The 23,637-nt window shown below is 70.0% G+C and carries 17 protein-coding genes; 8 read left to right on the top strand and 9 right to left on the bottom strand.

Features of this window, described 5'->3' with window-relative positions:
- A complete protein-coding gene (locus tag UA75_RS27530; RefSeq protein WP_083690924.1) occupies positions 1-615 on the bottom strand; it encodes an RloB family protein in 615 nt (204 codons plus the stop codon).
- Between the two features lie 3 nt (positions 616-618).
- The gene (locus UA75_RS27525) at positions 619-1,929 is read right to left on the bottom strand and encodes an AAA family ATPase (RefSeq protein ID WP_075742717.1); all 1,311 of its coding nucleotides are present in this window, start codon (positions 1,927-1,929) and stop codon (positions 619-621) included.
- Positions 1,930-2,242: 313 nt separating this feature from the next.
- Between UA75_RS27525 and UA75_RS27520 the strand changes: the two genes are divergently transcribed.
- From UA75_RS27520 to rhaS, 4 genes are all read left to right on the top strand, one after another.
- Entirely contained in the window at positions 2,243-3,766 is a 1,524-nt protein-coding gene (locus UA75_RS27520) for a sugar ABC transporter ATP-binding protein (protein ID WP_075742716.1), read from the top strand.
- Between the two features lie 110 nt (positions 3,767-3,876).
- Positions 3,877-4,839: an ABC transporter permease gene (locus tag UA75_RS27515; protein ID WP_083684166.1), complete on the top strand. Its 963-nt coding sequence runs from the start codon at positions 3,877-3,879 to the stop codon at positions 4,837-4,839.
- Positions 4,829-5,872 carry an ABC transporter permease gene (locus UA75_RS27510; RefSeq protein ID WP_232237490.1) on the top strand — a complete coding sequence of 348 codons (1,044 nt, stop codon included), beginning with the start codon at positions 4,829-4,831 and terminating at the stop codon, positions 5,870-5,872. The genes UA75_RS27515 and UA75_RS27510 overlap by 11 nt, the downstream gene beginning before the upstream one ends.
- 52 nt (positions 5,873-5,924) lie before the next feature.
- Positions 5,925-7,010, top strand: a complete 1,086-nt coding sequence (rhaS, locus tag UA75_RS27505) for a rhamnose ABC transporter substrate-binding protein (RefSeq protein ID WP_075742715.1) — start codon at positions 5,925-5,927, stop codon at positions 7,008-7,010.
- Between the two features lie 288 nt (positions 7,011-7,298).
- On the opposite strand, the gene UA75_RS27500 is transcribed toward rhaS, so the two are convergent.
- A complete protein-coding gene (locus UA75_RS27500; protein WP_157434466.1) occupies positions 7,299-9,299 on the bottom strand; it encodes a tachylectin-related carbohydrate-binding protein in 2,001 nt (666 codons plus the stop codon).
- 336 nt (positions 9,300-9,635) lie between these two features.
- On the opposite strand from UA75_RS27500, the gene UA75_RS27495 reads away from it, so the two are divergent.
- Positions 9,636-10,511 carry an ABC transporter ATP-binding protein gene (locus UA75_RS27495; protein WP_075742713.1) on the top strand — a complete coding sequence of 292 codons (876 nt, stop codon included), beginning with the start codon at positions 9,636-9,638 and terminating at the stop codon, positions 10,509-10,511.
- Positions 10,511-11,605 carry a collagen-like protein gene (locus tag UA75_RS33500; protein ID WP_157434465.1) on the top strand — a complete coding sequence of 365 codons (1,095 nt, stop codon included), beginning with the start codon at positions 10,511-10,513 and terminating at the stop codon, positions 11,603-11,605. Before UA75_RS27495 ends, UA75_RS33500 begins: the two co-directional genes overlap by 1 nt.
- Positions 11,606-12,038: 433 nt before the next feature.
- Here UA75_RS33500 and UA75_RS27485 read toward each other — a convergent pair whose 3' ends face one another.
- The 4 genes from UA75_RS27485 to UA75_RS27470 form a co-directional block, all read right to left on the bottom strand.
- Entirely contained in the window at positions 12,039-12,707 is a 669-nt protein-coding gene (locus UA75_RS27485; RefSeq protein ID WP_075742711.1) for a hypothetical protein, read from the bottom strand.
- Between the two features lie 389 nt (positions 12,708-13,096).
- The gene (locus UA75_RS27480) at positions 13,097-13,879 is read right to left on the bottom strand and encodes a TIGR03089 family protein (protein ID WP_075742710.1); all 783 of its coding nucleotides are present in this window, start codon (positions 13,877-13,879) and stop codon (positions 13,097-13,099) included.
- A gap of 49 nt (positions 13,880-13,928) precedes the next feature.
- Positions 13,929-15,206: an LCP family protein gene (locus tag UA75_RS27475; protein ID WP_232237488.1), complete on the bottom strand. Its 1,278-nt coding sequence runs from the start codon at positions 15,204-15,206 to the stop codon at positions 13,929-13,931.
- A gap of 575 nt (positions 15,207-15,781) precedes the next feature.
- Complete coding sequence (locus UA75_RS27470) at positions 15,782-17,383, bottom strand: LCP family protein (protein ID WP_232237486.1); 1,602 nt, start codon at positions 17,381-17,383, stop codon at positions 15,782-15,784.
- Between the two features lie 414 nt (positions 17,384-17,797).
- Here UA75_RS27470 and rfbB point away from each other — a divergent pair, with 414 nt between their 5' ends.
- Together rfbB and rfbD are read left to right on the top strand one after the other, a co-directional pair.
- Positions 17,798-18,799 carry a dTDP-glucose 4,6-dehydratase gene (gene rfbB, locus UA75_RS27465; RefSeq protein WP_075742708.1) on the top strand — a complete coding sequence of 334 codons (1,002 nt, stop codon included), beginning with the start codon at positions 17,798-17,800 and terminating at the stop codon, positions 18,797-18,799.
- Positions 18,796-19,728, top strand: coding sequence for a dTDP-4-dehydrorhamnose reductase (gene rfbD / locus UA75_RS27460; protein WP_075744280.1), 933 nt, complete (start codon positions 18,796-18,798; stop codon positions 19,726-19,728). The genes rfbB and rfbD overlap by 4 nt, the downstream gene beginning before the upstream one ends.
- A gap of 227 nt (positions 19,729-19,955) precedes the next feature.
- Here the strand turns inward: rfbD and UA75_RS27455 are convergent, their stop codons facing one another.
- Positions 19,956-21,050 (bottom strand): glycosyltransferase family 4 protein, encoded by a 1,095-nt coding sequence (locus UA75_RS27455; RefSeq protein ID WP_232251128.1) that lies wholly within the window; start codon positions 21,048-21,050, stop codon positions 19,956-19,958.
- Positions 21,043-23,547: a glycosyltransferase gene (locus tag UA75_RS27450; protein WP_075742707.1), complete on the bottom strand. Its 2,505-nt coding sequence runs from the start codon at positions 23,545-23,547 to the stop codon at positions 21,043-21,045. Before UA75_RS27450 ends, UA75_RS27455 begins: the two co-directional genes overlap by 8 nt.
- Positions 23,548-23,637 lie beyond the last annotated feature (90 nt).

The following is a 23,637-nucleotide window of genomic DNA, read 5'->3' as shown; positions in this document are numbered from 1 at the left end:
TCATCGTGGACGTGCGGGAGCGTCACCCATGATGTGGTGAACCAGTGCCGCCATCCCGGTTCCGGGGTTTGCTGGAATGACCCCGGTGGTGTTCCCGGCTCGTCCGGAGGCCACCGTGGTTCTGGCGAATAAGAAGTCCTTGGGCACCGCCTTGTCGATGCCATACCGACGTAGGCGGCGTCTGAGTTCGGTGGAGTCGATACTGCGACGGCAGTCCTCGTAGTGCCAGAGCAGCCAGATCTCGAAACAGGGATTGCTCACCACGGTGTGGAATCCGTGGCGAGCTGCCGCTCGGATTCCGGTCTGCAACGTGCGGTGCTCGTCGACGTCGAACACACACCACACCGATTCGAATCCGTCGCGACCCCCGACCAGCTGGCCGTCACCGGTCTCCAGCGCAGCCTTCTTCACTACTCGCTCTGGGTCGCGCCCTTCGCCTCGGACATCGACCCCGCAGACCCGGACGCCGGTCTGCCGGAGATATGCGCACAGACCTTGCAGATACGACGGCTCGGTCTTGGTCCCCTCGGTGACGACGAGGATCCGGCGGCGTTCACTCCGTCCCCCGGTGCGCCGTCGCAGGTCGGATCGCTCGCTGAGTCGTCGGGCGGCCACGCGTCACACGTCCTCGGCGAGCGCCGCGCGCAGTTGCGCAGGGTCGATGATCGGCACGGCGCCGTAGCGGCCCTGGAGATAGCGCCGCTCGAAGTTGTCCGTCTCGCGGGTCGGGAACTCCTGCAGTGAGTACAGCTCGGTGACACCGATCGGGCTCTTCTCGGCGAACCAGACCTCTGCCGGGCTGAGGACCTCGCCGACCAGACTGCCGAGCAGTGTGGTGTCGTGGGAGGTGAAGACGAGTTGCGCGCCGCTGCGGTTGATCTCCGAGTCCTTGAACATGCTGATCAACGCGGCCGTCAGCGTCGGATGCAGGCTGGAGTCGATCTCATCGATGATGAGTGCTCGGCCGTCGTGGAGGACGCGCAGGGCGTGGACGCCGAGACCTAGCCAGGCGACCGTGCCGCTGCTCTCCTCCTCTGCCGTCAGGCTGAAGGAGTCGTCGACGCCTGCACGGTGGCCGAAGCGGAGTTGTCGGTCACCTGCGGCGATGATCCGCCAGTGGGAGAGATCAGGGGACTGCTCCGAGAGGTGCGGCAGTGAATGCTGGAGTCTCGTGATCAGCTCAGCCGTCCGGTCCTCGTGTTCCGTCGACTCGATGGTCACGTCGGTGATGCCGAGGTCCGCGAATCGCAGCAGCGAGCCTGCCTGATCGAGGAGGTCGCCCTCTTCGAGCATGCTGACGGCCCGGCGGAGCCGTGCGACGGAGTTCGGCGAGTCAAGCGAGATGTAGTCCAATCCCTTGCACAGTTCCTGCTGAATTCCGCTCAGGACCGGATGATTGTTATTGGCGGCCACCGACAGGAACAGTGCATTCGGCCGGACGAGTTTGCTGATCGTGGCGTTCTCGCCGACGAGCGATCGGCCGAACTTGATGGCCTTCGCGTCGCGGGTGCGTTCGAAGAGTACTCGTCGCCGACCCGCCGGGTAGGAGTACAGCCATTCCTCGCGGATTCCGTTCGGCTCCGATTCGAACCCGTAGATGTACCGGCTACCGGCGGCGACGAAGTCGAACTCGTATGAGGAGGGCAGGTTTCTGCTCTCGCGATCGAGCATGAACGGCTGGTGCGGAAATCCGTCTTGATCACCCCAGCGGGTGGCCGAGTGGGCTACCGCCGTCTTCGCGAAGTCGATCGCATGGAGCACGGTCGACTTCCCCGAGGCGTTCGCGCCGTAGATCCCGGCCACTCTGGTGGTGGCCTGGCGCCAGTCCTGATCCGGCGGATGCGTGCCGCGCATCGACGGGGACACCAGCGACAACTCGACCGCATCGCGCAGCGAACGATGATTGACGGCCCGGAAGCGAAGCAGCACGGTTCACTCCCCAGTCCAGGTCATAGCAGCAGTTTCGGGGCCCTTCTCGTCGTTGATCGACAAGGACGGCCTTGCGATGGTATCGGCCGGAGCGCTTGATGTGGTGGTTCTGCTGTCCAGGTCACCCGGCTGAGCCGCGCGACCCCGCTATCGGTCTCAACGACGCCCCGTCGTCACGGGCAGCTCTCGGCCCGTGCCCGCCCTCGGCGCTGTCCGCAACAGGCCACCCGCCACCCGTCCCCTTGACGTGAGCGCAGTCACAGTCATACGGTCCGCCGAGCCGAGGTCGAGATGAAACGTTTCAGGGGGCGACGTGGCTGAGCAGGACGACGCGGTCCGACCGCCCCCGTTGTTATCCCTGCGCGGCGTCAGCAAATCCTATGGCGCGGTGCACGCCCTGAGCGGTGTGGAACTCGACCTCTACGGCGGCGAGGTTCATGCGCTGGCCGGGGAGAACGGTGCGGGAAAGTCCACTCTGGTCAAGATCCTGGCAGGCGTGCACGCCCCGGACTCCGGTGAGCTGCTGATCGACGGCAGACCGCATCCGCTGGCCGACACCGCCGCCGCCCGCGCGGCGGGCATCGCGGTGATCTACCAGGAACCGACGTTGTTCCCCGATCTGTCCGTCGCGGAGAACATCTTCATGGGCCGCCAGCCCACGACGAGGCTGGGCCGCATCGACCACCGCGCCGTCCGCCGGTCCTGTGCGGAGTTGTTCGCCCGACTCGGGGTCCGGCTCGACCCGGACCGGCCCGCGCGGGGCCTGTCGATCGCCGACCAGCAGATGGTGGAGATCGCCAAGGCGCTGTCCTTCGACGCCCGCGTCCTGGTGATGGACGAGCCGACCTCCGCGCTGTCGGGCATCGAGGTCGAGCGACTGTTCGGCGTGGTCCGCTCGCTGCGGGACTCGGGCGCGGCCGTGCTGTTCATCTCCCATCGTTTCGACGAGATCTTCGACCTGTGCAGGCGCATCACCGTGCTGCGCGATGGTCGTTGGGTCTCCACCGACGCCGCCGAGGATCTCAGCGTCGACACGGTGATCCGCCGGATGGTCGGCCGCGAGGTCGCCAGCCTGTTCCCGAAGACCGACGCACCCCTGCGCGACGTCGTGCTCGACGTGACGGGCCTGAGCCGGGCCGGGGTGTTCCACGACGTCGATCTCCAGGTCCGGGGCGGCGAGATCGTCGCGCTCGCCGGGCTGGTCGGCGCAGGCCGCAGCGAGGTGGTGCGCGCGATCTTCGGCGTCGATCGGTACGACGCGGGATCGGTCCGGGTGGCGGGAAAGCCGCTGCGGCCGGGCAGCCCGGCGGCGGCGATGGCCGCAGGCATCGCGCTCGTGCCGGAGGACCGCAGGCAGCAGGGTCTCGTCATGGAGCTGTCCGTCCAGCGCAACACCACGCTCACCCGACTGTGGCGGCTGGCCCGGTTCGGCTGGCTGACCGGCCGGGACGAACGATCCCACGCCGAACAGTGGTCCCGGCGGCTCCAGGTGAAGGCGGGCCGACTCTCCGACGCGGTCTCCACGCTGTCCGGCGGCAACCAGCAGAAGGTCGTGCTGGCGAAGTGGCTGGCCACCGAGCCCGCCGTCCTCATCGTCGACGAGCCGACCCGAGGCATCGACGTCGGAACCAAGTCCGAGGTGCATCGGCTGCTGTCGGAGCTGGCCGGAGAGGGAATGGCCGTGATCATGGTGTCCAGCGAGCTGCCGGAGGTGCTCGGCATGGCGGACCGGGTGCTGGTCATGCACGAGGGACGGCTCGTCGCCGACATCCCGAGGGACCGCGCCGACGAGAACAGCGTGATGGCTGCCGCGACCGGCGGGCAGGACCGGCCGTGAGCACGGAGGCCGCCCCGCGAACGCCGCCCGAGACACCGCCCGGAGCGGAGCCGCCCGGCCGTCGGTTCGACGTCGGCGGCCTGCTGCGCAGGCTGCTGGTGGCCAGGGAGATGGGCGTCCTGCTCGCCCTGGTCCTGCTGCTGGGCGTGACGCTCTCGGCCAATCCTCGATTCCTGTCCGGTCAGAGCCTGCGTGACCTGCTGCTCGGCGCGTCGATCCTCGTCGTGCTGGCGGCCGGTCAGGCCATGGTCGTCATCACCAAGAACGTCGACCTCTCCGTCGGATCGGTGCTGGGCCTGTCGGCCTATGCCACCGGCACCCTGCTCGTCGCCGCGCCGGGCACGCCCCTGCCGCTGGTGGTGCTCTTCGGCATGCTGTTCGGTGCGGTCTGCGGCCTGGTGAACGGCGCCGTGGTCGCCGTGGCAGGCGTCCCGTCGCTGGTGGTCACGCTGGGCACCCTCTACGTCTTCCGCGGGCTGGACTCGATCTGGGCCTCGGCCTCTGGCCGCCTCCAGATCAACGCCGCCGACCTGCCCGCCGGATTCACCTCGGCCGGGACCGAGGCCCTGCTCGGGGTGCCGCTGCTGGCGGTCGGCGCAATCATCGTCGTGCTGGCGGTCGGCGACCACCTGCGGTCCTATCGCAGCGGCCGGGAGCTGTACGCGATCGGCTCCGACGGCGCCGCCGCCGGACTGTCCGGCATCCCGGTCGGGCGCCGGGTGCTCACCGCCTTCGTGGTCAACGGCATGCTCGCCGGTCTGGCGGGCGTCATGTACGCCGCCCGATTCGGCACGCTGGACGCGACGGCGGGCACCGGCCTCGAACTCCAGGTGGTGGCCGCCGTCGTCATCGGCGGCATCGCCATCACCGGCGGCAGCGGCACGGTCTGGGGCGCGGCCATCGGCGCCGTCCTGCTCACCGTCATCGGCGCCGCCCTGCCGCAGCTCGGCGTGAGCGCCTTCTGGCAGCAGGCGTCGATCGGGGCGCTGATCCTGCTGGCCATCGGACTGGACCGTGCGCTCGCCCTGCGCACCGCCCGCAGACTGAGGAGGTGGGACACCCGTGCCACCTGAACCACGGCAGCAGACCCGCAGACGTCCGACCCTGAGCTGGGATCTCGCCGTCGTCGGCGTGCTGCTCGTCGTCCTGGTCGTCGCGTCGATGAGCGTCAGCGGCTTCGCCAGCACCCGCAACATCGGCTTCCTGCTGCTCGACATCATGGTGATCGCGCTGATCGCGCTGCCGCTGACCCTGGTGGTGGTGACCGGCGAGATCGACCTCTCGGTGGCCAGCACTGTCGGCCTCACCAGCGCGGTGATGGGCTCGCTGTGGGTGTCGGGGCTGTCGCTGGAGCTGATCGTGGTGCTCTGCATCGTGCTCGGCGGCGTCCTCGGGGCCGTCAACGGACTCCTGGTGACCGGCTTCGGCCTCCCGTCCCTGGCGGTCACCATCGGCACACTCGCCCTGTTCCGGGGCCTGGCCTTCGTGGTGCTCGGCGACCGGGCCGTCGCGGACTTCCCCTCGGACTGGACCGGCTGGGCGATCGGCTCGATCGGCGGCACCGGCATTCCCAACGCCGTGCTGCCGCTGGCCCTGCTCGCCGTCGTGTTCGTCGTGATCCTGCACTTCACCCCGATCGGGCGCGGCCTGTATGCGATGGGCAACAACACCGAGGCCGCCGTCTTCGCGGGCATCGCGGTGCGGCGTACCAAGTTCTGGCTGTTCGTCGCCACCGGCGCGGTGTCCGGGCTCGGCGGGGTGTTCTGGACGCTGCGCTTCGCCAGCGCCCGCGCGGACAACGCCAACGGCCTTGAGCTGCTGGTGGTGGCTGCGGTGCTGCTCGGCGGGGTGTCGATCTTCGGTGGACGCGGCGGCCTGTTCGGCGTGCTCGCCGCGGTCCTCCTGCTCGGCTCGCTGCGCAACGCACTCCAGCTGGTCAACGTCTCCTCCGACGCACTCAACGTCCTCACCGGACTGCTGCTGATCATCTCGGTGGTCGTGCCCTCGCTCCTCGCGCGGCGGCGAGGTCGTCGGCGTCCGGGCGGCGGACCACCTTCCGGAGCGAATCCCGTCCCCACCACCGCGGCGAGTACGGGCGGGCCGTGACTCCGCTCCAGCGCGGCGAGCCCGAGCCCGACGACCGACCGAAAGGCACGACATGACCTCCTCCCTGGCGCGGCCCCGTCTCGTGACGGCCACCGCAGTACTCGGTGCCACGCTCCTGCTCACCTCGGCCTGCGGCGGCGGCACCACCCGAGGCGACGAGTCCGCCGACTCGGGCGGCGGACCGGCCGCGACCGGCGAGGCGAACCCCGACGCCGAGATCCCCGAGGGTCTCACCGTGACCTTCCTGCCGAAGCAGCTCAACAACCCCTACTTCGGCGTCGCCGACGGCGGCGGCGAGGAGGCGGTGGCCGAGTTCGGCGGCGAGTTCAGCGAGGTCGGGCCCTCAGAGGCCAGCGCGTCCTCCCAGGTCAGCTACATCAACACCCTCACTCAGCAGGGCGTCGACGTGATCGCCACCTCGGCGAACGACCCCAACGCGATCTGCGGGGCGCTGAACCAGGCCAGGGAGGGCGGCGCCAGCGTCGTCACCTTCGACTCCGACACCGACCCCGGCTGCCGCGACGTGTTCATCAACCAGGCCTCCGCCGAGGGCATCACGTCCACCCAGGTGGAGATGCTGGTCGAGGAGATCGGCGAGTCCGGCCAGGTGGCGTTCCTGTCGGCGACGGCGAACGCGACCAACCAGAACCTGTGGATCGAGCTGATGGAGGAGCAGCTCGCCGAGGAGTACCCCGACATCGAGGTCGTCGCCACCGTCTACGGCGACGACGAGGACGAGAAGTCGTTCCAGGAGACCCAGGGCCTGCTCCAGACCCACGGCGACCTCGACGCGATCATCTCGCCGACCACCGTCGGCCTGGCGGCCGCCGCCCGCTACCTGTCCGGCTCGGAGTTCCAGGGCGAGGTCACGCTGACCGGGCTCGGCACCCCCAATCAGATGCGGGCCTTCATCGAGGACGGCACCGTCGAGCGCTTCGCCCTGTGGAACCCCGCCGACCTCGGCTACCTGGCCGCCTACGCGGGCGCCGCCCTGTCGGCGGGCCAGATCGTCGGCGCCGAGGGCGACACCTTCACCGCCGGGCGTCTCGGCGAGTACACGGTGGCCGCCGACGGCGAGATCGTGCTGGGCGACCCCACGGTGTTCACCAGCGAGAACATCGAGGAGTTCGACTTCTGAGGTCGCCTTCCACCTGAGCCGCCGGGCCGGGCCGCGACGGGGTGACCCGGCGGGGCCCGGCCTTGGCGTGTGGGGGCCGTGGGCGCTCGCGGGTGCGTGCGGGGCAGGCCCGGCGGATCGCCTGTGACACGTCGGCGAGGTGGACTCGCGGAGGGCAGTCGCAGGCACGCGGGGCGGATCCTGTTATCGGTCCGTCGCCGTGCACTGAGCCTGCGGGCGGACGCCGATCCGCACGAGCGATCGACGTCCGCCCCATGGTGCTCGCGGGCTCAGGCGATGCCTGCCCGGTCAGCGCACCTCGGTCAGCTCCACCGGACCGCCGTCGAACTCGGCCAGCGGTTCGTCGCCCTCCTCGCCGGCAGACGGCACCGGCTCCGACGCGACGCCGATCGTGTCGGAGTAGGCCGAGCGGAACACGTACAGCTCGTCGGCGATGCCGAGGAAACTGATCACCAGGTAGCCGGAGGAGTCACGCAGCACAGCCGCGTCGCCGGTCGCCGGATACGCCTGCCCGGTTCGCCGATCCACCAGCTGAGTCCATCCGCCGTACAGTGAATCGTCGAGAGCATCCTGGACTGCGACCCAGAGGTAGTCATCCGCGCCCCGTGCGACGACGGTCGTCCGATCGCCCGCCCGGTTCACCGCCGCCGGGCTGCCGACGAACGTGCGATCTCCCACCGGCGCCCAGCCTGCGGAGAGCGTCGACTCCCGCAGCTCATGGATGCGATCGTCCCCGCCGCGCGCGAAGAGCCGCCACTGACCGGTCGAGTCGATGGTCAGGCTCGGCCTGCCCTCGAATCCGTCACCGGGCAGCGCGGTCCAGACGCTCGGGGTCCCGTCCTCCACGGTGACGAGCTGGTAAGTGCCCTGATCGTCTCGGACCACCACCTGGATCTGGTCGCCTTCCTCGACGACGGTGAAGTCGGAGGTCAGGTTCGATCCGCCGAGCGGCCACCAGCGGATCTTCGCGCCAAGAGCACCGTCCTGTTCGCGGTGGAGCAGCCTGCCGTCCTCGGTCACGGCGAAGGCGGTCACCGATCCGTCGGCCGTCTCGACGAGCTGCGCGGGTCCCGGTGTCCAGCCACCGAGGGGCGAGAAGGTGCTCCAGTCCCCGTCGACGCGTGACGCGCCCCACGTCGAGGAGTCCGTTCGCTGGCCCACGAGTGAGGTCTCGCCGTTCGATCGTTGAACTGCTGAGGGCTGTCCAACGAACTGCGGACCGCGATCCAACAGCGTATAGCCGAAGTAGGTTGGATCATATGGATAGCGCTGCCACGCTTCGAACAGCCTGCCGGAGGACTCGGTGAAGTACAGCCGGAGCAGACCGGATGCATCCTCCGTCGCCATGATCGCCTGGGAGCGATCATTCTCCGGCGCGACGTTTCCAGGCAGATCCGATGAGTCGTACGTGCATGCGGCGCCGTCGGCGGTGATGTCCTGGTATCCCGACCAGCCCGTTCCGACCACCTTGCGGAAGTTCTCGCCGGTCTCCCAGTCGTCGGTCTCGCGATCCCATCGATGACTGACGAGATCCCCGGTCTCCTCGTCTACTCCATAAACGAGATCCGCTCCGATGGAGAACAGATGAGAATAATCCCAGCCGTGTCCGGCGGGCTGTGCGTATTCCAACCAACGCTGGGAAGGGTGGTGGTACTGGAACCTGAAGAGGGCGGTGTCGGGTCGTTGTGCGTAAAGCACGCCGTCGCCGCCCGCGAAGATCCGGTCGTATTGATCCCAGCCGGTGTCGATGACGTCGCCGGTGATCGACCAGCTGTCGTTCCGACGATCGAACAGTGACGTGGTCAGCGCGCCCTCGCCGTCCACGGCGAAGATCAGCCCTTGGTCGTCTGCGGTGATCTGATCGCGGTTCGCAGGCCTGGCCCAGTGATCCCAGCCCTGCTCCGCCACGACGCGATACCGCAGGCCGTTCGGATTGGCCCGCCAGGCTCGTCCGTCCAGCTCCATGTAACGAAGCTGGCCGTTCGCGTAGACCTGGAGAAAGCCGCCGTCCGGCAGCCCGACGGGCGTCCCGGACCAGAGTGGGGACAACGGCGTCTGCGGTCCCCAGGACGGCGAGTCCGCGAGCACGTCGTGCTGTTCGGCCAGCCGGATGGACCGGTCAGGACCGTGCGTGAAGATGTTCGCGGTGGGCAGGCAGGAACGCGTGCCAGGGTCGTCCTCGGCTGCATTCTGCGCGACGGCAGGTGTGGGCGCGAAAGTCGTGGCGGCGAGAACGAGTAGGAGAGTGAGTGCCGAGGTCGATCTCCTCGGCATCCCGACTGAGTGCACGACGTTGCTCCTTGTGGGTGTGCACGACGAACCGATGTCCGCCTTCTCCGGAAGTCTCGCAGAAGATGATCGATGTTCCGGAAGAACATTCGATCGAGGAAGTAGGTGACTCTCTCACTATTCCGGTGCGGAGCCGTCGCCGATCAATTGCGCTATTCGGCCTAGCCGTCGTCGAATGGCAGATCGAAGACGCACTCCAGATGCGGACCGGTTCTGCCGGTGCAGAGAGTGCGGGGACGACCGAGGCAGCTGCGAGTCCGTCTTACGGCGTCCGGGCAGGTTCGGATCGACCCGATTCCGGACATAGCCACCCGCCCGCCCCGCTATCGTGACCGCGTGCTGTCTGTGCGTGGCCTGACCAAGGTCTACGGCGGGCGCCGCGTCGTGGACGATGTCAGCTTCGAGCTGCGGCCCGGCACGGTGACCGCCTTCCTCGGTCCCAACGGTGCCGGGAAGTCCACCACCCTCCGGATGATCAGCGGGCTGACCATCCCCGACGCCGGGGAGAGCTTCGTCGCGGGCAGGCCCTTCACTCGCTGGGCGAACCCGGCGCAGGTGGCGGGGGTGCTGCTCGATGCGGCTGCGGTGCATCCCGGCCGGACCGGGCGCGGACACCTGCGCAATGCCGCGTTGCTGGCGGGGCTGCCTGCGCGGCGGGTGGACGAGGTGCTGTCGCTCGTCGGGCTCGGTGACGCGGGTGGGAAGCGCATCGCGGCGTACAGCCTGGGCATGCGGCAGCGGCTCGGGATGGCACAGGCCCTGTTGACGAACCCGCCGATGCTGATCCTCGACGAGCCGATCAACGGGCTCGACCCCGAAGGCATCCGGTCGGTCCGGCAGTTGCTGCGCGGCTACGCCGAGCGTGGTGGCACGGCCCTGCTCTCGAGCCACGTGCTGTCCGAGGTGGACCAGACGGCCGACCGGGTGTTGGTGATCGGCGCCGGGCGGATCGTGGCGGATGGGCCGCTGAGTGAGCTGACGAACTCCCATCGCGCGCTGGTCCGGGCCCCGGACATGAACCGGCTGGCCTCGGTGCTGACCGCCGCGGGCATCGCGATTCAGCCTGCCGCCGACGGGCATCTTGCCGCCCACGCCTCGGTGGACCGCGTCTCCGAGGTCACGTTCAACGCCGGTGTCCGCCTGCTCGGGCTCGCCCAGGAGAGCGTGAACCTGGAGGACCTGTTCTTCCGCCTGACCGGGGAGAGTGCCTGATGACCGGCCCCTACACCCAGCCGCCCGGCCCGCCAGGGCAGTCAGGCCAGTACGGGCCGCCGGGGCAGTACGGTCCGGCGGGGCCGGGCCCGCATGGCCAGTACGGGCCTGCGGCGCAGCACGGCGCACCGTCCCCGTACGGCGCTCCGGGACCGGCAAGCGGACCGATCGGGACTGTTGCGCCGCCGCAGGCGAGCCCGCCCTATGGACACCCCGCCGGGGCGCCTGCCGGACCGCCGGGAACATCGCGACCTGGGGCGTATCCCGATCCGGCCGGGCCGATTCTCACCCGACCGCCGCAGCACAGTCCCACCGGCGGCGCGGGCCGCGCCGCCGGAGCCGCGCCGGACTGGGCGACCCGCGCCGCGAAGCGGACCGGCTTCCACACCCTCGTCCGCGTCGAGCTGCGCAAGCTGGTGGGCACCCGGTCGGATCGCATCGTGCTGCTGCTCGCGCCCGTGCTGTTCTTCGGCGTGATCGCGGGCATCGTGGCCGTCGATCCGAGCATGCCCGCCGTGTTCGAGCAGATGCTCCCGTTCTACGTGGCCGCGCAGATCGGCCAGCTGCTCCTGCACGCCGCGCTGATCAAGCTGGTGGCGGGGGAGTGGCAGTACAAGAGTGTGCAGCCGACGCTGCTGATGCAGCCATCACGGCTGCGCTATCTCCTCGCCCAAGGCTCGGTGCTCGGCCTGGTGTGGCTGGTGACCACCGTCGTGTCGTTCGCGGCCTATCCGCTGATCGTCGAGGCGGCGACCACCTCGGCGCACTTCGGCTATCTGCTCGGGCACCGGCTGCCCTGGGTGCTGGCCGTGATCGCGGTCGCGCTCTTTCAGGCGCTGCTCGCCTCGTTGGCCATCGCGCTGCTGGTGCCCAACACCGCGGGCGCACTGGTCGCCTACTTCCTGTTGATGCCCACGCTGACCGTGGCTCAGGCCGCGCTGCCCGACGTCTTCGGCTGGTTCGCGCCGCTGGAGCTGTCCAGATACCTGATCACCCCGGACGCCGACGTCGTGCCCGGCGTCGTGTCCGGGGTCGTCTGGTTGAGCCTGTTCGCCATCGGTGTCATCCAGCTGACGCAGCGCGACGCGGGCTGAGCGCGGTCCCCCGCCGGGCCGTCTCGGACGATTCCGCTGCGGACTGTGCTCAGCGGCGCTCTGGGATCGGCTGCAGGCCTGCGCCCCGCTCGGTCAGACCCGGTTCGGTGCCTCGATCGGTGATGCCGCGCTGACGGCTGACGGCAGGCCTACGGAATCAGCACCGCAGAGCGGCCTCGTGCCCCCGCCGGGCTTCCGGGGTGCAGACCCGGTTCGCGGCGGGGTGTCGAGGGTTGCTGCGCGGTCGTGATGCCCGTCCCGTCGAGGGCCGGACCACGGCCGTGATCTCGCAGACGTGTCGGCCGTGACCTTGTCGCCGCTGTCGAGGACCGCCCCGGGCCGTCGTCGACGTCGTGCGTCGCCTGCCGGTCGCCGCGCCGTGCGACCCGTCCGGATGCCCCGGCGAACATCCGCCCCGCGAGCCAGCGAACCGTCACCCTGCGGCCAGCCTGCTGCCGCCCTCGGGATCGAGCGCGGCGACGAGGACCTCGGCCATCTCCTCGGCTCGGGAGCAGTAGTCGGCGATGAGCTGGTCGATCGGGTAGTCCTCGTCCAGCAGGTGCAGCCGATCGCTCTCCTCGCGCGGAATGGACACGGCGACCTCGAAGGGACCCTGATAGCCGGTGTGCACGGCGGTGGTGCACTCGTTGCCTACCGAGCCGTTCTCGTAGGTCACCGTGTAGTAGCGCTCGTCGAGAATCCAGCGGCGGAAGTGGTCGGGGTATATGCCGGTTCCCCGCCAGGTGTCCACGAAGTACCGCCGTTGCGATTCGCGGCCGGCGGGGGCGGTCTGGCTGAAGAACACGCCGCCCCAGCTCTCTGTGATCGAGCAGCCGACGTAGATGCCCTCGGCGGTCATCGGCTCGCCCGTCAGGCCGAGTTCGCTGAACACCTCCGGTGGCAGGCTCTCGCAGGTGTTGTCGAAGATCGGCCTACGGTCCGTCTGGAAGTCGAGGTTGTCGTAGGCCACCAGGCTCTTGTCCAGCACGGCGCCGGAGCCCGTGCCCAGCGGCGGCTCCGGCGGTGTGACGCAGCCTGCGGCGAGCAGTCCGACGATGAGGAGCCCGAGCGCGCCGCCGAGCCTGCTGCGGACGAGTGACACGTTCTCGAACCCCCTGGGTCGACAGAGCTGCCTGCGATGCGAGTCGGCAACCGACGAGTCGCGGCTCGGCGGACCTGTGACGTGGTTCGTGGGCTCGCCGGGACGACACCGCAGTTTATGGGGTGGGTGCCGATCGGCGAGGCCTTTCCCTCGGATAGCCGAGCCCGATGCCGGCCAGGCTGATCGGGTGCTCGGCAGCCTGGGGTCGTCGAGCGGCGCGCAGTCCGATCGGGACAGCCTGTTCCGGGCGGCGGTCTTCACGCCCACGGCCGCCGGACCGAACCGGACCGGCACTTCAGACGGCCCGAGATCCGCGCCCCGTCTGACGGCTTCCGACGTCGAGCGGAGTCTCTCGGCCCGCCGCCGAGGCCCTGGTCAGTGCCGTCTGCTCAGCCCGCCGACTCCTTGCCCAGCACCCGCGTGACCCGCTCGGCCTCGCGGCGGCCCGCGAGCTTCGCCGGGTCGGCCTGATGGCACTGGACCAGCGAGGCGCCCGACACCAGCACCGGCAGCAGATGCGCCGCCACGCCCTCGGGAACGGTCCAGTCCAGTGTGGACAGCACCCGATCCGTCGCGCCGATGCCCAGCTCGGCGGCGCGGGCGCGGGCCGAGGCGAGCACCGTGTCGACGTCGGCGCCCGCCAGTGCCGGGGCGTCGCCGCCCACCGGCTCCCAGACGGTGAAGTCGTCGCCGTAGACCCGGATCTCCGAGGTGTAGTCGACGAGCCCGACCCCGGCGTCGGCGGGCAGCCGGACCGGAGCGCCGAGGGCGTCCAGGCCGACGACCGCGACGGTCCGCGCACCGAGGGCGGCCACCACCTCCGCAGGCGCGGTCGCCGTCGCCGTCGCATCCCGCGTGCCTGCCACCTCGGCCGCCGGGATGATCGCGACCTCCGCGCCCGCCGTCTCCGCGCGCACCTCGGCGCCGCACCACCACGCGCCCAACAGCACGCCCAGGGTCTGCCAGTGCGCGGGCAGTCGCACCGCAACCGGCATCCCCGGTTCGACGTCGAGTTCGTCCCGCAGCCAGTTGGCGGTCTTGGCGGCCCAGTTCGCCACGGTCGCCGAGGACAGCTCGATCCGGTGCCCGGCCGCATCGTCGTAGAAGGTGATCAGCGGGCGGGCTCCGCCTGCGGCCAGCAGGGGGCGGAGCAGCGTCTCGGTGACACTCATCTGGCGTCCTCGTCGGGCAGGGCCGCGCGGGGCGGCGAAGGCGGACGGATCAGTTCACGCAGGGCACCCCGCCTGCGGTGATCGGCTCACCGGTGTCCGGGGGCTGCGTTCGCACCATACTTCCGGTGCCGGTCGCCGCCGTGCCTGCCGGGGCGATAGCGGGTGCCTCGGCCATGCCGACCGGCTGTTCCTCGGCCGTGCCCTCGTCCTCCCTGGTCAGCTCCTCGACGAAGTCGCGAACCTCCTGCCGATCGACCGTCACGATGCTCTGGCCGCGATCGTTGCGCAGGCCGACGCCGGTGACCGGGATCGTCACGAAGGCGACGTCGCCGCCCGCGATCCCCTGGAGCTGCCGGGCGAACACCAGCGGGTCCAGTGCCTCGTCCAACACCACGGAGGACTGCATCGCGTCCAGCAGATTCTGCAGCCTGCCCGGATCGGTCAGGGTGCCGGTGGAGAGCACCTGATCGACCAGCGCGGCGAGGAACACCTGCTGCCGGACGATCCGATCGAGATCCCCGCCGGGCAGATTGCGCTGCCGCACGAAGGACAGGGCGTCGCCGCCCGAGATGGTCTGGTAGCCCTGGGCGAAGTTTGCGCCGGAGTCGCTGTCGCTGGTCGCGCGGTTCAGGCAGACCTCGACCCCGCCGATGGCCTCGGTGAACAGGTAGAAGCCGTAGAGGTTGATCTCGGCATAGTGGTCGATGCGGGCGCCGGTCAGATCACCGACGGCGCCGATCAGGGCGCGCCTGCCCGCATCGTTGGACTCGCGCTCGATCTGCGCCTGGTCGGTCACGCCGTCGGCGCGCAGTTCTCTGGCCCGCTGCGTCTTCACCAGGCCCAGCGCGCCGTTGATCTTCTCCTCGCCGAGGCCCGGCACCGGAACGTAGGCGTCGCGGGGGATGGAGATCGCGTAGGCGGCGCTGCCGTCATCGGGAATTCGCAACACGATGATGGTGTCGGTGTTCAGGCCGACCTCGGCCTCGGTGCGCAACTGCCGGAGTATGTGCTCGGGCAGCGGACGCCCCTGGGCGTCGGTCCGGCTGTCGGTGCCCACTAACAGGATGTCGGTGGCGGTGTCCTCCACCGGAGGCGGCGGTGGCGTGGCGGACTCCGAAGACGGCGCGGGCTCCGGGGCGATCGTGAACTCGTCGATGTCGCTGAGCACGGTGGTCGTGGTGATGCTGTCCTGCACCTGGTCGAGCTGCGACCAGACGTAACCGGTCATGCCGAGGACCGCCACCGATACCAGCGCGGTCAGCGACCGGCCACCCGCCAGCAGGAAGCGGCCTCCCGTGCCGCGCCTGCGCCGGGCTGTCGAGTCCACTGCGGATAAGCCCGCTGCCCCCGGCCGCGACGGTGCAGCCGGCCCGGCCCCCGCCTGTTCGGCGGCTGTCGTGGTCGCCGACTCCCGTGCCGAGGAACGCGACGACTCCGCGTCGGACCCTGGGTCGGGCTCCGAACCGGATTCCGAACCCGACGGCTCCGCCGCTTCGCGTTCCGCCGCGCCGGCGCGGTCCCCAGCGGTGTCCGCTCTGTCCTTCTCATCCGAGGGCCGACGTCCGGGCGTCTGCCCCGGACCGTCGACGCCCTCCTGCTCGTGCGGCATTCACACCCCCGACGTGCTGAACCTGCACTTCCCAGGCTAACCGCCGGTTCCTGCCTCCGGTGTCGTCTTGACCGAGGCGAGACGCTCGCCTCAGCCGTGTGCCGCGTCCGGCTCGCGCGCGAGCCTGCGCAGCCGCTTGCCACGGTCCGATCCGCACCCGTCGGCGGTGTCTGCCTACCCGGCGACGGTCACACCCCACGACGACGACCGATCCCCGCGCAACAGGGGCTGGCGACGACGACAGGCCCGACCAGGAGAACCCGGCCGGGCCTGTGGTCAGTCTGGACGCCGCCTCAGTAGACGCAGACCACACCGTCCGCCGTGATCTGCTCCTCCGCAGACTCGTCGGTGGAGTCCTCCACGGTGCCGCCCTCGTCCAGCCCCGCGAACGGCTGCGGGCCGAGGTTGGACACGTTCGAGCTGTAGTCCTCCCCGAGGAACACCGAGACGCTGCCTGCGGGCAGGTTGGCGTCCTCCTCGATGACCAGGCCGCCGAGCGTGTCCGCGACCGACTGGGCGTTGGTCTGCTCGCCTGCGGCATGCCGGACCACCGACGCCGCCCGGGGACTGGCGTTGTCGACCGTCCCCTCCAGATAGCCCGCGCCGGTCAGTTCGGCCATCACCTGAGCCGCGAGACCCGGTGTGCCCGCTGCGTTGCGCACTTCGACGGTGATCGACGCGGGATCAGGACCGTCGGCGGCTGCGTCGGTGTTGTCGGCCGGATCGGCCTCGTCGGTGGAACCACCCCCCAGCTCCGTCATGAACTGCTGGACGCTCACGGGGTCGACCTCGATGACGTCCTGGCCGATCGAGTCCTTGATGAACGCGCCCACGGGGATCGTCTCGAACTCCATGTCGCCGCCAGCGATGTGCTGGGCGTGCTCCAGGAACGTCGGGATGTCGAAGCCGTTGTCGAGCACCACGCTGTTCTGGATCGCACTGATCAGCTCACCGACCCGGCCGGGGTTGGCGAGGGTGTCCGAGGACAGCACCTGACGGGCCAGGCCAGCCATGAACACCTGCTGCCGGACCACCCGGTCTAGGTCGCCGTTGGGCAGCCCGTACCGCTGCCGGACGAACCGCAGGGCGTCGACGTCGGAGATGGTCTGCGGGCCCGCATCGAACTTCGCGCCGGAGCGGAACTCGTCGACGGGTTCGAGCAGACACACCTCGACGCCGCCGATGGCCTTGGTGATCTCGGCGAACCCGAGCAGGTTGACCTCGGCGTAGTGATCGATGGTGACCCCGGTGAACTCCTCCAGGGTCTGCACGAGGAGCTGCCGCCCCTCGGCGGAGGCCTCCTGATAAAGCTGCCGAGGGTCGGTGACGCCCTGAGCCGCCAGGTTCTCCTCGGCGGCCCGCTTGCCGAAGCCGAAGGCCGAGTTGACCTTGTTCATGCCGTAGCCCGGGACGTTGACGTAGCTGTCGCGGGGAATCGACACGGCGGCCGCCGCTGCACCGCCGGGCGGGATGCGCACCATGATCAACGTGTCGGTGAGGTCGCCGCCCTCGTCGTCGCTCGCGCCCAGGGAGGCCAGCACGTCAGCGGGCAGCGGGTCGCCGTGGGCATCCGTGCGGCTGTCGTTGCCGACCAGCAGGATGTCCATGCCGTCTTCCAACGGGTTGGGCCCTTGCGTCCTGCCGTTCTCCCGGTTGCCGAACACGTCGCTGGTCACCAGGCCGGTGTTCAGGTCGCGATAGGTGGCCCAGGAATAGCCGGTCACGCTCATGATCGCGACGGAGAACAGGGCGATCGCCGTCTTCGCCGCACCGAGGGCGACCCTCGCTCCAGTGCTGCGCCTCGGTGTCTCGAGCGGTTCCAACGGCTCCGGCTCATCCGCGTAGAGGGGCGTGTCCTTGGTGCGGGCGATGGGCTGAGTCGGCAGCATCGACATGGGCGGTTTGCGCTTCGGAGCGGGTTCAGTACCCGGTCGTGGTCGACGCGATCGGGCGGCACTCGGCCCCCCGGCGCCGCCTGCCTCGTCCTCGTGCCGCCGACGGCCCGATCCACGGTCATCGGCTGGCCGTCGCCCTCCAGGCGGCCGGTCATGCACGGGCGGCTCCTCCCTACACGCGCGCCGGACCTCGGTCGCGCTCCCCGACTGTCAGGTAGTGCCGGTCATCCGTCGTTCAGGCTGATCCGATGTCACGAATGCCGAAGGATGTCCCGCTACCCCGGTAAGACGCACATTGTGCCCTTGTGGTTCGCCACCGGCACGGGTTTGGTCGGTCTCGTTCGTGACACACTGCGACACGGCTGCGGCGACTCATGATCGCCTCCGCGGGTCTACGAGGATGAGGCAGGTTCGATGCGACTTCTGGTGACCGGAGGGGCCGGGTTCATCGGCTCCCATTACGTACGGCAGTTGATCGGTGGCGCCTATCCCGCCTTCGCCGATGCCGAGGTGGTGGTGCTCGATCGACTGACCTATGCGGGCAGTCGAACGAACCTCGCCGCCGTGTCGGACGACGCGCGACTGCGGTTCGTCCATGGTGACATCTGCGACGCGGCTCTGGTCGGTGAACTGATGGCGAACACCCAGGTAGTGGTGCATTTCGCCGCGGAGTCGCACGTGGACCGCTCGATCTCGGGCGGCGCCGACTTCGTCATGACCAACGTGCTGGGCACCCAGACCCTGCTCCAGGCAGCCGTCGACGCAGGCGTGGACCGGTTCGTCCACGTGTCCACCGATGAGGTGTACGGATCCATCGACGAAGGGTCCTGGGACGAGGACAGACCCCTGGAGCCGAACTCCCCGTACTCCGCGTCCAAGGCAGGATCGGACCTCCTCGCACGGGCCTATCACCGCACGCATGGGCTGCCCGTCAGTGTGACGCGCTGCTCCAACAACTACGGACCGTTCCAATTCCCGGAGAAGGTCATTCCCCTCTTTGTGACCAATCTCATGGATGGCCACCCAGTCCCTCTATACGGTGACGGCGGGAACATTCGTGACTGGCTGCATGTGGATGATCACTGTCGTGGAATCCAACTGGTTGCCGAGGGCGGCAGGGCCGGGGAGGTCTACAACATCGGCGGCGGAACCGAGCTGACCAATCTGGAACTGACCAGACTCCTGCTGGCCGCGATGGACGCGGAATGGTCGATGGTGGAGCGCGTTCCGGACCGAAAAGGTCATGATCGTCGCTATTCCGTCGCCATTGACAAGATCTCGACTGAGCTCGGCTACGCGCCCGCCGTCCCGTTCGAGCAGGGACTCGCCGAGACGGTGCGCTGGTACCGGGACAACCGGGCCTGGTGGGAGCCGCTCAAGGCAGGCGCCGCCCTCGGCGGGAGCAGCGCCGGATGACCGGGATCGCACTGCTGATTCCCGGTGGCCGGGGCCAGCTCGGGACGGACCTGCTTCGCTGCGGGCGTGACGTCGTCGGCGACGGCGGCCTCGTGCACGGACCCGGCTCCGCCGACCTGGACATCACCGACGCGGACTCCGTCGACACGGCGGTGGCGGGCCTGGCCGCGTCGGCCGCCGAGGCAGGCGTCCGACCGGTCGTGATCAACGCGGCCGCCTACACGGCCGTCGACGCCGCCGAGACGGACGAGGCCTCGGCGATGCGGGTGAATCGGGACGGGCCCGCCCGCCTCGCCGACGCCTGCACGACCCACGACGTCGCACTCGTGCACGTCTCCACCGACTACGTCTTCCCCGGCGACGCGGATCGGCCCTACGAGCCTGCCGATCCGACCGGACCGCGATCGGCATACGGCCGGACCAAACTCGCGGGTGAGCGAGCCGTCCTGGACGGGTGCCCGCAGGCGTGGGTGGTCCGGACCGCCTGGGTCTACGGCGCGGCCGGGGGCAACTTCGTCAAGACCATGATCCGGCTGGAGGCGAGCCGGGACACCCTCTCGGTGGTCGCCGACCAGATCGGCTCGCCCACCTGGACCGGCGATCTCGCGGCCGGGCTGGTCGAACTCGCGGGCAGGGTCGCCGCAGGACAGGCCCCCGCCAGGCGGGTGCTGCACTGCACCAACGCGGGCCAGGCCAGCTGGTTCGAGTTCGCCAGGGCGGTGTTCGCGGAGATCGGTGCGGACGAGGCACGGGTCGGCCCCTGCACGACGGCGGACTTCCCTCGGCCTGCGCCGCGTCCCGCCTACTCGGTGCTCTCGGGCAACGCGTGGGCAGGCGAGGGGCTCACCCCGCTGCGGCCATGGCGGGAGGCCCTGGCCGTCGCCTTCCGCGAGCACCGGGACGAACTGCGGGGCGAACCGGTCGGCTGAACGCCGGCGATCGTCGACGACCATCCGGGCCGGGCAGCGCCCCTGCGCAGTTCCGGCCTGCCTGATCGTCGTACGGCCACCCACGCCGAGGCGGGGACGGACCCGGCCGGATCGGGCCGGGCGGCGAGACTTCTCCGCGCCGTCCCGCTCTCGCGGCCCTCGTCCCGCCGGGCGCCCGTCCGCGCCCGAGACGCCGCGACCGTCGCAGGCTCGGCCTGCCCGATTCGTCAGCTCAATGCCTTGCGGTAGGCCTCGATGGTGGTCTCCGCGCAGTGATGCCAGCTGAAACCGGAGGCGTACTGCCTTCGAGCGGCCAGCGTCTCCGTGCCGCCGGGCGAGGCCAGCGCATCGTCGAGAGCGGCTCCCAGCGCCTCCGCGTCACCCACCGGGACCAGCCGGGCATGGCCGCCGGACACCTCCCGCAGTGCGGGCACGTCCGAGCACACCACTGGAACCCCGCAGGCTAGCGCCTCCAGCACCGGCAGCCCGAAACCCTCGTCCCGCGACGGCATGACCAGGGCGGACGCCCCCGCCACCACGCTGCGCAGGTCGACGTCGGACAGGTATCCGGTGCGCACGATGCGCCCGTGCTCGGTGCGCGGTCCCGGACCGGCCAGGACCAACGGCGGCAGCTCCGGGTTCGCCCCATGCGCCTCCAACAGGGTCGGCAGGCCCTTGCGCGGACCGTCCGAGCCGACGAACAGCAGATACTCGTTCGGCAGCCCGAGACGCTGCCGCAGCAGATCATTGGGCGGCCGCGCCGCGAACCAGGCGGCGTCCACGCCCAACGGCGTCACCTGCACCCGCTCCGCAGGGACGTCGAGACGTTCGACGACCTGCTGGGCCACCGCCTTGGTCGGCGTGCACACCATCGCGGCCCGCCGGGCCGAGCGGCGCACCAGCTCGGGAAGCCTGCGATCGCTGGGCGGAAGATCCTCCGGCGAGTCGAGGAACGCCAGGTCGTGCACGGTGACCACTCCTGCCGCCCGCAGCGACGGCGGCAGCACGAAGTTGGTCCCGTGCACCACGGTGCTCATGCCCGCGAACAGTTCCACCGGCGGCAGCGGCGCCCGCAGCCAGCAGGCCCGCAGCAGCCGGGCGGGCACCGGAAGACCCCGCGCGCCCACGCCGTGCGGCAGGGCGGCCCGCAGCGCCTTCCAACCGCGCAGGGTGAACGCCACCGCCTTCACACTCACTGTCTCGACCGAGGCCAGCTCCTCGGCCAACGCCGCCGTGTAGCGGCCGATCCCGGTGCGATGCCCTAAGAGCGGCGTGCCGTCCAGCAACAGGCGCAGTCGCGGTGCCCGTCGTCGATCAGCCACGTCGTCGCTCCTTCGCCAGTCGCCGCAGCCTGCCTGCCGCGCGCTTGGCCAACTCGGTCGGTCCACCCAGGTCCAGGTACTCGCGCACCAGGGCGAGGTCCTTGCGCACCTTCTCCGACGTGCGCAGCGGCGGGGTGCGGACCAGCGGCTCGGTCGCGGGCATCCGGTCGACGGCCTGCCTGGGGTGTCGACAGAACTCGACCAGCGGCGCCAACGCCTCGGTCCACGTGTAGCGCTCCCGCACCGCCGCGATGCGCTCGCGACAGCCTGCGGCGAACTCCTCGTCGTACAGCACCTTCGCCAGCCCGGCCGCCAGCGCGTCCGCGTCCTCGGCCGGAACGACCACGCCCAACCGCTCGGCCCGGACCAGCTCGGCGAAGGAGTCGCCGTCGGTGGTCACGATCGGCAGGCCCGCCCACAGGTAGTCCAACACCCTGGTACGGAATGCGAAGGTGGTCTCGACGTGGTCGAAGTGGGTCGTCACCCCGCAGTCCGCGTCGAGCAGGTAGTTGTGCCGCTGCTGGTACGGGACCCAGCTCTCGTTGAAGAAGACGTGTTGGTCCACCAGGTCCAGCCTGCGGGCCAGCTCGCGGGTGCGGCCGGTGATGCCCATCTCGGGCACGTCCGGGTTCGGGTGCTTCATCCCCAGGAAGAACAGTCGGACGTCGGCGTGCTCGCCACGCAGCTTGTCGACCGCTCTGATCAACGTCAGCGGGTCGAACCAGCTGTAGACCCCGCCAGCCCACAGGATGACCTTGTCTTGCTCGCCGATGCCGCCGACCGTGCCCTTGATCGCGGTCCCGCTGCGGATCGGGGCCGCATCGGGGAATCCGAAGGGCACCACGGACAGCAGCGAGCGGGCCGTGGGGTCCGCGTCGTACATGTCCGGGCTCATCCGGCCGAGCGCGGCCAGATGCCCCAGCCAGAAGTGCCGCTGCCGCTCCGAGGCGCACAGGAAGAAGTCGCCCCGTTGCAGCTGGGTGTTGAGCACCTTCGTCACCCCGGCGAGATCCCGGCTGCGCCGCTCGTCGTCGACGTCCTTGCCCTGTTCCAGGTACTCCAGGTGCATCGGGTCGTAGACGTCGCAGACCACGATCTTGTTCGAGTCCGTCCGCTTGAGCTCCGGCACCATCTCCAGCATGTGGCCCTGCAGGACGACGATGTCGGCCCAGCCGACGTGCTCGGGGAGCTGCCTCGGCAGTGCGGAGAGGACGGGGAACCGGGCGGGCGGCGGCGCGTGGTGGTCGTTGACGCTGACGAGTCGCACCTCGTGCTCCATGGACAGCGTCTCGGCCATGTGCCAGGCGCGGATCGCGGGACCGGCCATCCGCTCGGCCACCGCGTCACCGGTGAGGATCAGCACGCGGCGCGGTCTGCCGAACACCTCGGCCAGCCCGAAGGCCTCCACCAGCGTCTCGTGTGCCGCGAGGTAACGGGGGAGCGGATAGGCGGGCTCCATCGCCTTGCGCATCAGCGGCAGGAGGTCGGCGTCGGTGCGGACGCGCGCCGCCTGCTCGATCGCACGGGACTTCTGCAGACTGGGCAGCAGTTCGACGAACTGGTCGACGGCGAGGATGCCCGCCAACGTCATCCGCGAGATCTCCACCGGCGCGTCGTCCGAGGCACGGTCCTCGGGCCGCCGGGTGATCTCCAGCTGGGTCGCGTCGAGTTCGCCCCGAGCGGTCGCCCGCCGCACCGACAGGGCCAGCGCGGCAGGCAGCACCTTCGCCAGCGTCGCGTCCTCGACGTTCTTGTACAGCGCGGCCAGTGCATTGCGTTCGAGGAGGAAGTGCTCGCGGGAGTCGTGCACCGTCGACATCGAGGCGTGATGCCGGTGGAACGTGAGCGAGGCGGGCTCGTAGCGGACCCGCCAGCCGCGCAGGTTCAGCCGCCAGCCGAGGTCGACGTCCTCGTAGAACATGAAGAAGCGCTCGTCGAATCCGTCCAGCTCGCGGAACAGGCCGGTGCGGACGAACAACGCCGAGCCGGTGCCGAACAGCACGTCGCGGGGCACGTCGTGGCTGCCGTCGTCCGGCTCGCCCGCGTGCCGCTTGTAGCCCATGCCGAACCAGGTCAGGCCGCCGTCGACGAAGTCGACGTCCTTGCCGGACCAGTCCAGCACCTTGCTCGCCACCGCGCCCACCCTCGGGTCGGCACGCAGCGCCGCGACCGCCGCCGAGATCCAGGCCGGGTCCGGCCGGGCGTCGTTGTTCAGGAACGCGAGCACCTCGCCGCGTGCCTGCGCCGCACCGAGATTGCAGCCCCCCGCGAAGCCGAGGTTCTCCGTCGACTCGATCAGCCTGGCCTCGGGCACCGCCTCGCGGATGCGCGCGACGTCGGCGGGACCGGAGGCGTTGTCCACACAGATGAGCTCAAGCCGGTCCGACGGGTAGTCCACCTCGTCACGCAGGGCACGCAGGCAGGTGATCGTGTCCGCGGCCCCCCGATAATTGACGACCACTACGGACACCGTCGGCAGGATGCCGGACTCCGACACCTCGTCCCCTCTCTCTGCGTTCGTGCGGTGTTAAGCGTGCACCATCCCTCTGATCATCGGCGAACCCCGTCTGGTCTGGGTGAGATCGAG

It is taken from the genome of Actinoalloteichus sp. GBA129-24 (assembly GCF_001941645.1).
In the GTDB taxonomy this organism is placed as follows: Bacteria; Actinomycetota; Actinomycetes; order Mycobacteriales; family Pseudonocardiaceae; genus Actinoalloteichus_A; species Actinoalloteichus_A fjordicus.
This window is presented reverse-complemented; position numbering and strand designations above follow the sequence as displayed.

Excerpts from the sequence above, each read along its gene's own strand:
- UA75_RS27515 (WP_083684166.1), top strand. The coding sequence starts at position 3,877 with ATGGGCGTCCTGCTCGCCCTGGTCCTGCTGCTGGGCGTGACGCTCTCG.
- rhaS (WP_075742715.1), top strand. The coding sequence starts at position 5,925 with ATGACCTCCTCCCTGGCGCGGCCCCGTCTCGTGACGGCCACCGCAGTA.
- UA75_RS33500 (WP_157434465.1), top strand. The coding sequence starts at position 10,511 with ATGACCGGCCCCTACACCCAGCCGCCCGGCCCGCCAGGGCAGTCAGGC.
- UA75_RS27480 (WP_075742710.1), bottom strand. The coding sequence starts at position 13,879 with ATGAGTGTCACCGAGACGCTGCTCCGCCCCCTGCTGGCCGCAGGCGGA.
- UA75_RS27470 (WP_232237486.1), bottom strand. The coding sequence starts at position 17,383 with ATGTCGATGCTGCCGACTCAGCCCATCGCCCGCACCAAGGACACGCCC.
- rfbB (WP_075742708.1), top strand. The coding sequence starts at position 17,798 with ATGCGACTTCTGGTGACCGGAGGGGCCGGGTTCATCGGCTCCCATTAC.
- rfbD (WP_075744280.1), top strand. The coding sequence starts at position 18,796 with ATGACCGGGATCGCACTGCTGATTCCCGGTGGCCGGGGCCAGCTCGGG.